This is a genomic window from Actinomadura sp. 6N118, from assembly GCF_044326415.1.
Lineage (GTDB): Bacteria > Actinomycetota > Actinomycetes > Streptosporangiales > Streptosporangiaceae > Spirillospora.
Genome location: NZ_JBIRAZ010000051.1, coordinates 16,034 through 27,156, shown reverse-complemented (window position 1 = coordinate 27,156; position 11,123 = coordinate 16,034). Strand labels below are relative to the sequence as shown.

The window sequence follows — 11,123 nt, the reverse complement described above, 5'->3', positions numbered from 1 at the left end:
CTGCCTCAAACGGACCGTCGCCCGCCAGGTCTTCAAACTGCTGGAGCGAAGGCCCGCTGAGGAAAGCCGAACAGTCACCGACAACCTCCCGCTGGCGGCTTGACGGATATAGCAGCCTCGAAAAGTCACGCTAAGCGCGCCGAGTTGAGCTCCTTAGCGTGACTCTTCGTTCCGATGTCTCTCGCGCGGGGATCTTTGCAGGTCAGCGGTCTGCTTGTTGGCTCTCATCGCTCTCGGGACGTGGTTGGGGTACGTCGGCCTCGATCTGCTGGTGTCGATTTCCGAAGTCGCCTGCACGGATTTTCTGAAGTCCTCTGCAAAGGATCAATCAGGCGATCATTCCGGTGCTATTCCCGCATGTGAGGAGTGTCTGCGGGAAGAAGCCCTTTGAGGGAGCTTGCCAGCTTGGTTTGTGTGCCGTGCTCGGCAGCGCGCCCTGTCATCGCCTGAGGATTTCGTCCATGGCCTCGGCTGGCAGTGTCGGATTGCTCGCGGCGGCTTGAGCGGTCTCGTTGTCGGCGAGCAGTTCCAGTAGCCGCGGTGTGGGCAGCCGGGCATCGGCGGCCGCTGTACGCCGTACCTCCAGGTCGGGGTCGTGGCTGAGCTTGTCGATCGTTTCGGCTGGGGCGTGTGGGTCCATGGTCACCAATGCGCGCTCGCGGGGGTCGGATGAAATGGCGAAGCGACACAGCCCCGTAGACGGGAAGTTCGGATGGCGCAGCATCTTGGCCCGTGTGTAACCGTCGAACTCCAAAACCGTTCTGAGCAGCAGTGCACCGGGTGGATCCGGATGGTTCTCAGCCAGAAAGAGCCGGACGAGGAAGTCGTCATCCATGGCGAGAGCCTGTACAAGGTCGGCTGGCAGATGCGGGCAATAGGCGGCGCTGCGCCGCAGTGCAGGATGAGCTGAGGTCGCGCACTGTCGCATGATCGTGTCGTCGTCGCACGCATCGCGTACCCAGGTGAGCGGATGAAAGTGTCTGCCGGGGTCGTCTGCGTAGTCGATGGCCGCACGCTGCTGCTCGGTGAGGTCAGGCCTTCGGGATACGGCAAGCCGCACTTCCGGGTCCGGATCGTTGGCCAGTTCCGCAACGAGAACGCTGGGAAGGCTCGGGTTGGCGGCCGCCGTCGCCCGGATGTCGGCATCGCTGTCGTGGGCCAGCCGTTCGGCCAGAGGATGCGCCAGGTTCGCCCGCCTCAACTCCCAACGGGAATGCCCGGATGCGGACTCGATGACCCGCGCAGGGCTTTGCAGTTCCTCGGCGGCTTGGCGTACCTCTGGGGCGGCGTCCGACAGCAGGGCTGCCTTGGTCTTGTCGCTCAGCCATGACCAGACGTCGAGGAGACACATACGGACGGCCGGTACCGGATCGGCGGCCAGCAGATCCCGGACATGCGCCGGCGTGTACCACTGCAAGGCGACCTCTTCCCGGACCCTCGGTTCGGGGTCGGCTGCCAGTAGCTCGTAGGCCTCAACGGTCAACGGCATCCGCGGCTCAGTAGTTGACACTTGCCACCGGTAGTTGCACTGCTCGACCAGGTTCGCTCTGACCCTGCGGTCGGGGTCGGCGGCCAGCCGGGACCGGATCTGAGGCCCCAGCGACAGGTTCCAGGTCAAGGCCAGCCGTAGATCCGGATCGGGGTGGTCGACGATCGCGTCGACCAGCTCTTGCGGCAGAGTCGTACGCGAGCACAATGCACCCCAGACATCGTGCGGACCCCTTTCCAAGAGTCTCAGCAGGGTCTGGTGTGGAGCGGCACGGTTGTACGCCAGGCCGATCAGCCGAGGATCAGAATCTCCGCAGACACCGCACACAGTGCACCTCCTCCTTCAATGAAGATCTGACCTCGGCGCAGTGCGTGCAGGAAGGCTAGGTCACGTTCACTGAACGTGGGCTCTGGCATCTAACCGGTCTCCGGATGTGCTGTCGGCGTGGCTGGGCGTTGCTCCGGCTGCGCGGTCCAAGACCCTGTAGACGGTGGCGCGGCCGACGGAGAACACTTCCATCAGTTCGGCGATGGTGTACTCCCCGGTGCCGTGCATCCAGACGAGTTCGGCCTGTTCCCCCCTTCACCGGACACATTCGCGGACACCTAAAGAAGACGGCATCGACGCAGGTCGCGATCTCGCTCGCTGAATGATCGCGAGTGTCCGGTGAGCATTCCCCTAACGGACACATCTTCTGGTTGTCATCGGCGGGCGGGGCTAGGTTCCGGCCCAGGGATCCTGATCGGCTGCTCGCCAGTCCACCTCGGGGTTGAGCATCAGGTAGATGCAGCGTCGTAGGCCCGCTCCGCCCCAGTCGACTCCTTTCATCCAGGGAACGGCCGCGAGTAGTTCGGCCAGTTCGTCGTTGACCGTGGTCGTGAGAAGGGGCCGCAGGTCGTCGGGTACGGGAACGTCGACCAGGCAGAGCCAGGCGAGCGCGGCGCTGACACGGATGTCTGTGGGCCGGTCTGGGTCGCTCCACCAGGTGCGAAGGCGGGTGATGGTGGACTCGTCCCGGTGTTCGCGGGCCAACTGGGCGATGGCGAGGGTGAGGCTCATACGCACGGCGGGGACTTCCTCGAAGCTCAGCCGACGCCGCAACGCGGCATCGATTGCCTCGACGTCGTGCAGGGCTGTGGCCAGCGCGTAACAGGCCGAGGAGCGGACGTCGGCGTCGAGGTCGTCAAGGAGTGCCAGCAGCAGGGGCGTATCGCAGGTGATGGCGATGCGCGCGGCCTGCACCGACCAGTTCTCCAGGTACCCGCCCACGTCGTAGCGTGGCTGGTCGTCTGGGTACGCGACCTGAAGCAGGCCCGCCCGCGACCCGTCACCGTAGTGCTCTCGCCGCGCCACCTCACCGACCAGGCGAAGGATCTCCCCACGGTGGTGGGTTGCAGACGAGCTGGCCAGGCGCAGCAGGAACGGCACAGCCAGCGCGGCCGGCGCGAAGGTTCCGCCTTGGTGGCAGACGCGATTCTCCAACGAACTCACGGCTCGTTCAGCGGTCCGGGCATCGAGAGATCGGAGGAGCTTCAGGTACTCGGGCACATCCACGGCAGGGCCGTAGGCGTGCGGGAAACGGTCCCAGGGGATCTGGTCGTACCTCAGCTCGTCCTTGACCTCTTGCGGGATCCGCGCCACCACCGCACGCACGTCGAGATCCGATTCCGCATACCGCTCCGGGCCATCCTCCGCGATGAGTTCGAGCCCATAGACAAGGTCTGACGCATCTCCCATTTGCCCGATCCTGCCAGTAGACGATCTCCTTACGGGCCCACCCCGGAGAAGGCCAGGGACGCTGTCGCGCCACACGAGTACGAACAAGATCGGTCCACCGTGCACAAGAGTACGGACAGCACAGCGATCCGAAGTCCTCTGCAATCCGGTTCATTAGCCCAGGTCGGCTGTGCAGGGCACTACGGAAATCGACAACATCCGCAGCTGGCCATCTACACCAACGTCAGTGCAGAAGCCCTCGCCGACCACGGCCCCGCCCGTCGGCACCACTAACTGGTGGCATCGCCGCAGCTCGGAGACGGGTTCGTTGGATTTTCGGCGTTCGCTACGGGGAGCCCAACAGGACATCCGTCACGAGAAGGCATGACAACAGCGAACGGGGGCGTCCACCCTGCGCGGAATTAGATATGCCATGACGTGATGTGAGTCCGCCACACCGCTTCACCCGCTGATCGTCAGAACGTGACTTGTCCGTCGGCTTTGACGCCTGCCTGTGGCCGACCAAGCCAGAATGATCAACAACCGGCTTCGCGGCCTGCTCTCGGGGATCCATCCGCGCCTGGAGCGAGTCTCGGGGTCGGCATGATGTGGTGATCCTGTGCCTTCTCCCCCGATCACCCTGGAGGGCTCTTGCGGCTTGTTACCGGTGTGGGCGTGGGGCGGTGTTGAGGTCGTCGAAGACGGTGATGGCCTGGTCGACATGGGCGGTGGCGCGCTGGGCTCGGTTGCGGCGTTCCCAGTAGCCGATGGTGGTGGCCGGGTTGGCGTGGTCGGCGAACTCCTGGACCTCGGCGAGCGGGATACCGGCGTCGAGCATGTGGGTGATGCGGGAGGCGCGCCAGACATGCGGGGTGAGGTCGCGGTCGGGCAGGACGGCGGCGGCGCGGCCCAGCCGGGTGCTGATCCGGTCGAGGTCGTGCCGGTCCAGGCGGCGGCCCGCCGCGTCCAGCAGCAGCGGCCCGGACGTGCGGTCGCCGATCATGCGGCGCAGCAGCCGGGCGCACCGGTCGGGCAGCGGCAGGGTGCGCCGCTTGCCGCCCTTGCGGGTCAGGCGCAGGAGGGTGCGGTCGCCTTCGATGGCCAGGTCGGTGACATCGGCGGCGCAGATCTCGGTGACCCGGCCGGCCAGGGTGTACAGCAGCATCACCACCAGCAGGTCCAGGTCGCTGCGCGCGCCGGCGGCCACCGCGCGTACCTGGCCGATCTCCAGCACCGGGGTGGAGGTGGCGGTGTTGCCGGTGGGGATGCGCGGCCGGTCGTCCTCGGTGACCGGGTTGATCAGCGGTGTGTCCAGTCGTCCGGCCGCGTGGACGTGCAGGGAGGACAGGCACGCGACGTAGCGGGCGATGCTGCGCTGGGCCACCCCGGCGCCTTCTTGGCGGAGCCGCCACATCCGCAGGTGCTCGCGGGACAGGCAGCCGACGGCGAAGGCGTCATGGCCGAGTTCGCGGGCCAGCGGCGCCCAGACGCGGCGCAGGTCGTCGACGTAGTTGCGTTTGGTGGCCACCGAGGCGCGGCGGGTGCTGCTGAGCCAGTCCAGCACCAGCCCGAAGGTTTCGGCCGTGCATGCCTCGGCCAGCAGTTCGATCCGGCGCCGGTAGATGCGGCGGCCACCCAGTCGTGCGACCTGCACTTGGCCCAGGTCAGCGTCCAGCTTGGCCAGCGCGTCGGCGGCCAGCGGCATGGTGGGCCACGCCAGCGTCCCGTCCGGCGGTGTCACGGGCACAACACCGGGCCCCTGCCAAGTCTTGCCTCGCGGCTGCCCCGGACCGGTCGTACCATTGCCGCTGCCGGGAGCGGTGGCGGGGTCTGAGCTCAGCACCACTCCGTGCAGCGGCGGCGGCTCTGACCGGTCCGCCTCGAGGGCGGCCGGACCGTCGGGTTGTGTGGGCGACATGATCGGTGCGGCCCCCTCGTCCACCGTCATCCAATCGACCCTTCCCGCCGCAGGGCGTGATGTGGCGCCAGCTTAGACGCCCGGCCCCCGGGACGCAGGGCACCACTCGCGCCGCCGCACGCCGCATACGCAGCACCGGCTGCGCCGATGTGCCCGCCCCCGTGTAGACGCACGCGCAGCCGGCCGTGTGCACCGGCTCCAGCACCGCGATCTGCACCGCGAGCGGCCAGTCCGCGCCAGGCGCAACCCGCCATGCGATATGGGAGATGACGTGTGTATGCCCGGACTATGCTTCCAATCTTTCCCGAGATTACGTCTCATGGGGGAAGAATCGTCCTCATGAACGACGTAGACCGCGCAATCCTTGCCGAGCTTCAGCAGGACGGACGCCTCACTGTCACCGAACTCGCCGAGCGGGTCCGCCTCAGCGTCTCGCCCTGCCACCGTCGCCTGCGCGCCCTGGAACGCTCCGGCGCGATCAGCGGCTACCACGCGCACTTGGACGCCGACGCCCTCGGCTTCACCTTCGAAGCCCTCGTTTTCGTCACCATGCGCGGCGCAGACCGCGACACCATCGCCGCCTTTGAACAGGCCGTCGCCGACATCCCTCACGTCCTGCAGGCCCAGCGCCTCTTCGGAGAACCCGACTACCACCTGCGCGTCATTGCCCGTGACCTGCCCGGCTTCCAAAAGCTCTGGGACGACCGCCTCTCCACCCTGCCCGGCGTCCGGCGCCTCACCTCCACTCTCGTCATGAAGAGCATCGTCGAGAACCGGCCCCTGCCCTTGTGAACCGCGCGTGCACTTCATCGAAGAGTGGCCACGAATCTCCCGAGCCGGGTGATCCCTTCGCGGAGGTCATCGGGTGACGCCGCGTACGAGAGCCGGACGTGTGTCTTCGCAGTGTGGAGGCCGAAGTCCTTACCCGGGGTGAGGGCGACCTGTGCCTCTTGCAGTGCTCGCTCGCAGAATTGCCAGGAGGTGAGTCCGGTGTGGCTGACGTCGAAGTACACGTAGAACGCGCCGTCGGGCGGGACGGGGGCCGGTAGTCCGATCCGTGCCAGGCCCTCCAGGACGAGCGCGCGACGCTCGGCGAACTCGACGCGGCGTGCCTCGCAGACCGCAAGGGACTCGGGGGTGAAACAGGCCAGTGCGGCGTTCTGGGCGGGCGCGGATGCGCAGAGGAAGTAGTTCTGGGCCAGGCGCTCCATCGTCGGCACGAGGGGCTCCGGGGCGATGCACCATCCGAGTCTCCAGCCGGTCATGCCGAAGTACTTTGAGAAGCTGTTGATGACGATGGCGTCGGGGTCGAACGACAGCACGCTCCGCGGTGGCCGGCCTTGGTCGTCATGGTCGCTCAGGTTGAGGTAGATCTCATCGACGATGCGCCAGGCGTCGCGCTCGCGCGCCAGTGCGCAGATCGCTGCCAGCTCGTCGGCCGGAATCGAGGTGCCGGTCGGGTTCGACGGGGTGGCGATCATGATCCCGCGTGTCCTGTCCGTCCAGTTCGATCGCACCGATGCCGCGTCCAACTGGAAGCGTGTCTCGGCGGTGGTGGGGATTAGCGTGACGTGTGCGCCGAAGCTTTCGACGATCTGTCGGTTGCAGGGATACGACGGGTCTCCGATGATCACCTCATCGCCGGTGTCGACGAGTGCCGCGGTGGCCAGCACCAGGGCGGCCGACGCTCCTGCGGTCACGATGACCCGGGAAGGGGCGACCTCGACGCCGTGCTGGTCCAGGTAGAACCGCGCGATCGCCTGCCTCAGCTCGGGCAGTCCGACGGCCGCCGTGTAGGGCATCGGCCTTCCGTCCATGGCGTCGCGCATCGCGTTCAGGACGGCCGGAGGCGCGCCGAAGTCGGGTTCACCGATGCTGAGCTTGATGACGTGGTGGCCCTGTGCCTCCAGCGCTGCGGCATGCTTGCCGAACTCCATCGCATAGAACGGGGCGACAGCCTGTGCACGTTGCGAAGTCCTCACGCTGCGACCTCTGGCTTGATCGCAGCCAGGAGCGCAAGGACGGACCGGTTGACCGGAGCGTCGATGGCATGGCGTTCAGCGGCTCGCACGACTGCTCCGGTGAGGGCGTCGTATTCGAGGGACCGACCGGCGAGGCGGTCTTCCCGCATTGAGGTGGTGCTGCCCTCGGGGACGTGTTGGAGCCAGTGCAGGGCGCGTTCGGCATGCTCGTCGGTCAGCGCTGCGCCGGCAGCCCGGCCGACTTCGATGGCTTCGGTCATGATGCGGCGGGCGATGCGCTCGATGCCGGGATCGCGCATGACGTCGGCACGTCGACCGGTCAGGGCGGTCAAGGGGTTGGCGGTGATGTTGCTGAGCAGCTTCGCCCATGCGACGGTCTTCAGGTCGGCCTCAGTGGAGGTGCGCATCCCGCCGGCACTCAGCTCGGTGGCAAGGGAGGCACTGGCCGCGTCGTCAGGCACGGCGATGTCGAGCGCGCCGACTCGTCGGAGGATCGCGTGTCCTGGAGCGGTGCGTTCGACGTTGAGGTAGATGACGCTCGGCATGATGTGCGCTGCTCCGACGTAGGGCATGACGCGTTCGCATTGCTCGACGCCGTTCTGCGCGACGAGCACCGTCGCGCCAGGGTGCGCGACCGCGCGCAGCCAGTCCGCGACCGCTGCCGTGTGGTGACCCTTCACGGCGACGATCGCGGTGGTGTACCACGCGATGTCGGCTGGGTCGGTCACGTGACGGACGGGCCAGGTTTCCGTGCTGCCATCCTCGGTGATCTCGATGTGGTCGATGGGCTCACGCCCGCCGCAGACGGTGATCGACCGGCCCGCTCGGGCCAGCGCGGAGGCCAAGGACAGGCCGATCGCGCCCGCACCGATGATCGCTACGGGTCGCTCACTCGCGAGTGGGTTCATGTCGTCTTCCTGGTCGTCGGTCCGTGGGTGCATCGGGTGAGGAGCAGACGGATCAACGCCCGCACCGGGACCCGCGGGGAGCGTGAACGCCCAGCCCGACCGGGCACGACGATCAACAGGAACGTTCGTCCCAGAACGTCGGCGTCAGGCTCGGACTCATCGACAACTCTCCAACCGCTCCCCCGCTGACAGCAAAGCCTATGCGCTGAATCCCGACAGATGTTGCCATTATTTCGACCAGAATGGCCCAGTCGCGCAAAGTTCAGCCTTGTGGAGCCGGTAGATGGGAAGAATATTGCTGAGCCAGGACGGCGGCGGCCGGCTTTGAACGCCAGGGATTGATGCTCCGGATGGGCGTCACTGGGGCTCGGCAGTTTCCGCTCTCGTCGGTGCCGCTGCCGGCCACGTGCGGGGGAAGGGCACCCGCAGCGATGCCGCCGCGACCGGCGTGTACTCGGCGGCGGCGTGCAGTCCCTTGTCGCGCAGGACGATGGCGCCGCTGCGGAGCATCGTTTCGACCAGTTCGGCGGCCAGTGCCTCGGGCGTTGTGTTCAAGAGCCGTGCTGCGTCGGTCAGCCACGCCCGCGCGTGCAGGTAGGACTCGACCTGGTCGGCAGGAATCCCGTCGCGGATCATCAGGGCGAACGCGAAGATTCGCCGCCCGCCGTACCACACCGCCCCGGCCGGGTCGTCGACCAGGCGCTGGGCGCGGCGCAGTGCGGTGGCGAACGCCGCACCGGGGTCGGCGGGGATCGGCCCGTGCGCGGGCAGCAGCACACGCGGGCCCAGGTCGGCCAGCCGGTGCAGGGAGGCCAGTGCGGTGGCGCCCGCCTCGGGCCCATCCAGCGCGAGGTTCACCCAGCCGACGTCGTAGTCCGACAGCGCGTCTCCGACCACCAGCAGCCGCTCTTCCGGCTGCCACAGCGACAGGTGGCCGGGGGTGTGCCCGGGGGTGCGAACGATCTGCCAGTCGGCGTCCCCGAGCCGGAGGACCTGCCCGTCGGCCAGCGGCTCGTCGACGGTGTAGGGGGCGACGGGCTGGTCGAGGTACTCGGCCACGTCAACGCCCAGCACCGCCATCAGCAACACATGATCAAGACTGCGCTGCGTGGCCTCGCGGCCGCCGCGCTCATCCACGGTGACGGCTCCTGCTCACGCCGAGGTGGCGGTCATGTCGGGGACGCCGGTCAGGTCCTCGGACAGTTGCTACAGCCGACGCGCGGTGTCCAGGTTGTTTGCCGCGGGATCCGGGCTGATCGTCGTGGAGCAGCCGCCCTCTGCTGTCGGCCGTGGGGACCGAAGAAGGCCCGCCCCGGCTCCGGATGCGGAGGAGCCGGAGCGGACCATGGGCCCGCTCGGGAGGGGGCATTGTCAGTGTGCGATCACCGGTCCCTGGGCTTCGAGTCCCTCGCCGGTGCTCGAATCGGCCTTCGGGCGGCCGACGTTGATGAGAGCCAGCGCTATCACGGCGGCGCCGGCCACGATGCCGACGGCGACCCAGGCGGCGTTGGCGTAGCCGTGCACCATGCCCTGGAGCTGGACCAGTTGCTGCTGGGGCTTCGTCGCGGCCGTGGCGATGTGGTCTGTGATGTACGAGGCCATGGCGGAGGCGGCGATGGTGTTCAGCAAGGCCGTGCCGATTGCGCCGCCCAGCTGCTGCGAGGTGTTGACCATGGCGGAGGCGGCACCGGCGTCGCGCGACTCCACCCCGTGCGTGGCCACGGACATGGCGGGCATGAACGCGGTACCCAGGCCGATGCCGACGATCAGTTGGGTCGGCAGGAGGAGACCGGCGTACGAGGAGCCGACCTCCAGTTGGGTCAGCAGGAACATGCCGGCCGCGGCGACCAGGAAGCCGGGACCCATCAGCAGCCGCGCCGGCACGCGGGGCGTCAGGCGGGTGCCGATCTGGGTCGCGCCGATCATCGTGCCGACAACCAACGGCAGGAAGGCGAAGCCGGTCTTGATCGGCGAGTAGCCCTTGACGATCTGCAGGTAGTAGGTGAGGAAGAGGAACAGGCCGTAGATCGCGATGTTCGCGAGGCCGAACGAGAGGAAGGCGCCGCCGCGGTTGCGTTCGGTGACCACGCGCAGGGGCAGCAGCGGGGCCTTGACCTTGGCCTCGGTGATGACGAAGGCGAGCAGCAGGACCGCGGAGGCGACGAACAGGCCGAGGGTCGTGGAGTCTCTCCAGCCGTCGGACTCGGCGCGGGTGAAGCCGTAGACCAGCGCGACCAGGCCGAGGGCGGACAGGATCACTCCGGGGATGTCGAGCGGCGAGCGGTTGCGCCCGCCTTCCGGCTCGCTGATGACGAAGTACGCACCGGCTGCGGCGATCGCGGCGAATGGGATGTTCACGAAGAACGTCCAGCGCCAGTCCAGGTATTCGGTCAGGACGCCGCCGAGGATCAGGCCGACGGCGCCGCCGGCACCGGAGATCGCGCTGTAGACGCCGAACGCCCTGGCGCGCTCCTTGGCGTCGGTGAACGTCACGGAGAGCAGGGAGAGAGCGGCGGGGGCGAGGAGGGCGCCGAAGACGCCCTGCAGGGCACGGGAGCTGTACATCATCGCCTCGTTGGTGGCGGCGCCGCCCAGTGCGGAGGCCGCGCCGAAGCCCACCAGACCGATGACGAAGGCGCGCTTGCGGCCCCAGAGGTCGGCGATCCGGCCGCCGAACAGGAGGAGACCGCCGAAGGCGAGGGCGTAGGCGGTGATGACCCACTGGCGGTTGCCGTCCGAGATGCCCAGGTCCTGTTGAGCGGAGGGCAGGGCGATGTTCACGATGGTCGCGTCGAGGATGACCATCAGCTGGGCGATCGAGATGAATGCGAGGGCTCGCCAGCGGTTGGGGTCGGGAACGCTGGGTGCCTTGCGGGCTGTTTCGGACATAGGGGTGCCCCTTCGAGAAACTGGCAACGGAATTTCGGGACGCGGAAAAGCGGACAGGACTACGAAAGGTGAGGCTCGGCGGCTGGCGGTCCGATGGGCTGCGGTCTGTCGGGTAGGCCGCATGTCGGACAGGACCCTCAGAGAGCGCGGTGGCGTCCTCGGATCCGGCGGCGGACTGGGGGAAGGTCCACCGCCGGACCTGGGACCTCGCGCCGATCCCG

General features: G+C 67.7%; 8 protein-coding genes and 1 pseudogene. 1 reads left to right on the top strand and 8 read right to left on the bottom strand.

Features of this window, described 5'->3' with window-relative positions; all coding sequences use genetic code 11:
- Nucleotides 1-439: 439 nt before the first annotated feature.
- The 4 genes and pseudogenes from ACH34W_RS54765 to ACH34W_RS54750 form a co-directional block, all read right to left on the bottom strand.
- Entirely contained in the window at nucleotides 440-1,729 is a 1,290-nt protein-coding gene (locus tag ACH34W_RS54765; protein WP_395969240.1) for a hypothetical protein, read from the bottom strand.
- 153 nt (nucleotides 1,730-1,882) lie between these two features.
- Nucleotides 1,883-2,053, bottom strand: a pseudogene (locus tag ACH34W_RS54760) (helix-turn-helix domain-containing protein); the annotation flags it as partial.
- Nucleotides 2,054-2,206: 153 nt separating this feature from the next.
- The gene (locus ACH34W_RS54755; protein WP_395969239.1) at nucleotides 2,207-3,226 is read right to left on the bottom strand and encodes a HEAT repeat domain-containing protein; all 1,020 of its coding nucleotides are present in this window, start codon (nucleotides 3,224-3,226) and stop codon (nucleotides 2,207-2,209) included.
- Between the two features lie 640 nt (nucleotides 3,227-3,866).
- On the bottom strand, nucleotides 3,867-5,153 hold the full coding sequence (locus ACH34W_RS54750; protein WP_395969238.1) for a tyrosine-type recombinase/integrase: 1,287 nt from the start codon (nucleotides 5,151-5,153) through the stop codon (nucleotides 3,867-3,869).
- A 309-nt stretch (nucleotides 5,154-5,462) separates the two neighbouring features.
- Between ACH34W_RS54750 and ACH34W_RS54745 the strand changes: the two genes are divergently transcribed.
- Nucleotides 5,463-5,915, top strand: a complete 453-nt coding sequence (locus tag ACH34W_RS54745; RefSeq protein ID WP_395969237.1) for an Lrp/AsnC family transcriptional regulator — start codon at nucleotides 5,463-5,465, stop codon at nucleotides 5,913-5,915.
- A gap of 14 nt (nucleotides 5,916-5,929) precedes the next feature.
- Here ACH34W_RS54745 and ACH34W_RS54740 read toward each other — a convergent pair whose 3' ends face one another.
- The 4 genes from ACH34W_RS54740 to ACH34W_RS54725 all read right to left on the bottom strand — a co-directional run bounded on the left by ACH34W_RS54740 (nucleotide 5,930) and on the right by ACH34W_RS54725 (nucleotide 10,902).
- The gene (locus ACH34W_RS54740) at nucleotides 5,930-7,105 is read right to left on the bottom strand and encodes a pyridoxal phosphate-dependent aminotransferase (RefSeq protein ID WP_395969236.1); all 1,176 of its coding nucleotides are present in this window, start codon (nucleotides 7,103-7,105) and stop codon (nucleotides 5,930-5,932) included.
- Nucleotides 7,102-8,013 (bottom strand): 2-dehydropantoate 2-reductase, encoded by a 912-nt coding sequence (locus ACH34W_RS54735; protein WP_395969235.1) that lies wholly within the window; start codon nucleotides 8,011-8,013, stop codon nucleotides 7,102-7,104. Before ACH34W_RS54735 ends, ACH34W_RS54740 begins: the two co-directional genes overlap by 4 nt.
- A gap of 357 nt (nucleotides 8,014-8,370) precedes the next feature.
- On the bottom strand, nucleotides 8,371-9,150 hold the full coding sequence (locus tag ACH34W_RS54730) for an MBL fold metallo-hydrolase (protein ID WP_395969234.1): 780 nt from the start codon (nucleotides 9,148-9,150) through the stop codon (nucleotides 8,371-8,373).
- A gap of 234 nt (nucleotides 9,151-9,384) precedes the next feature.
- Nucleotides 9,385-10,902 carry an MFS transporter gene (locus ACH34W_RS54725; protein WP_395969233.1) on the bottom strand — a complete coding sequence of 506 codons (1,518 nt, stop codon included), beginning with the start codon at nucleotides 10,900-10,902 and terminating at the stop codon, nucleotides 9,385-9,387.
- Between the last annotated feature and the right edge of the window lie 221 nt (nucleotides 10,903-11,123).

Excerpts from the sequence above, each read along its gene's own strand:
- ACH34W_RS54755 (WP_395969239.1), bottom strand. The coding sequence starts at position 3,226 with ATGGGAGATGCGTCAGACCTTGTCTATGGGCTCGAACTCATCGCGGAG.
- ACH34W_RS54750 (WP_395969238.1), bottom strand. The coding sequence starts at position 5,153 with ATGACGGTGGACGAGGGGGCCGCACCGATCATGTCGCCCACACAACCC.
- ACH34W_RS54745 (WP_395969237.1), top strand. The coding sequence starts at position 5,463 with ATGAACGACGTAGACCGCGCAATCCTTGCCGAGCTTCAGCAGGACGGA.
- ACH34W_RS54735 (WP_395969235.1), bottom strand. The coding sequence starts at position 8,013 with ATGAACCCACTCGCGAGTGAGCGACCCGTAGCGATCATCGGTGCGGGC.
- ACH34W_RS54725 (WP_395969233.1), bottom strand. The coding sequence starts at position 10,902 with ATGTCCGAAACAGCCCGCAAGGCACCCAGCGTTCCCGACCCCAACCGC.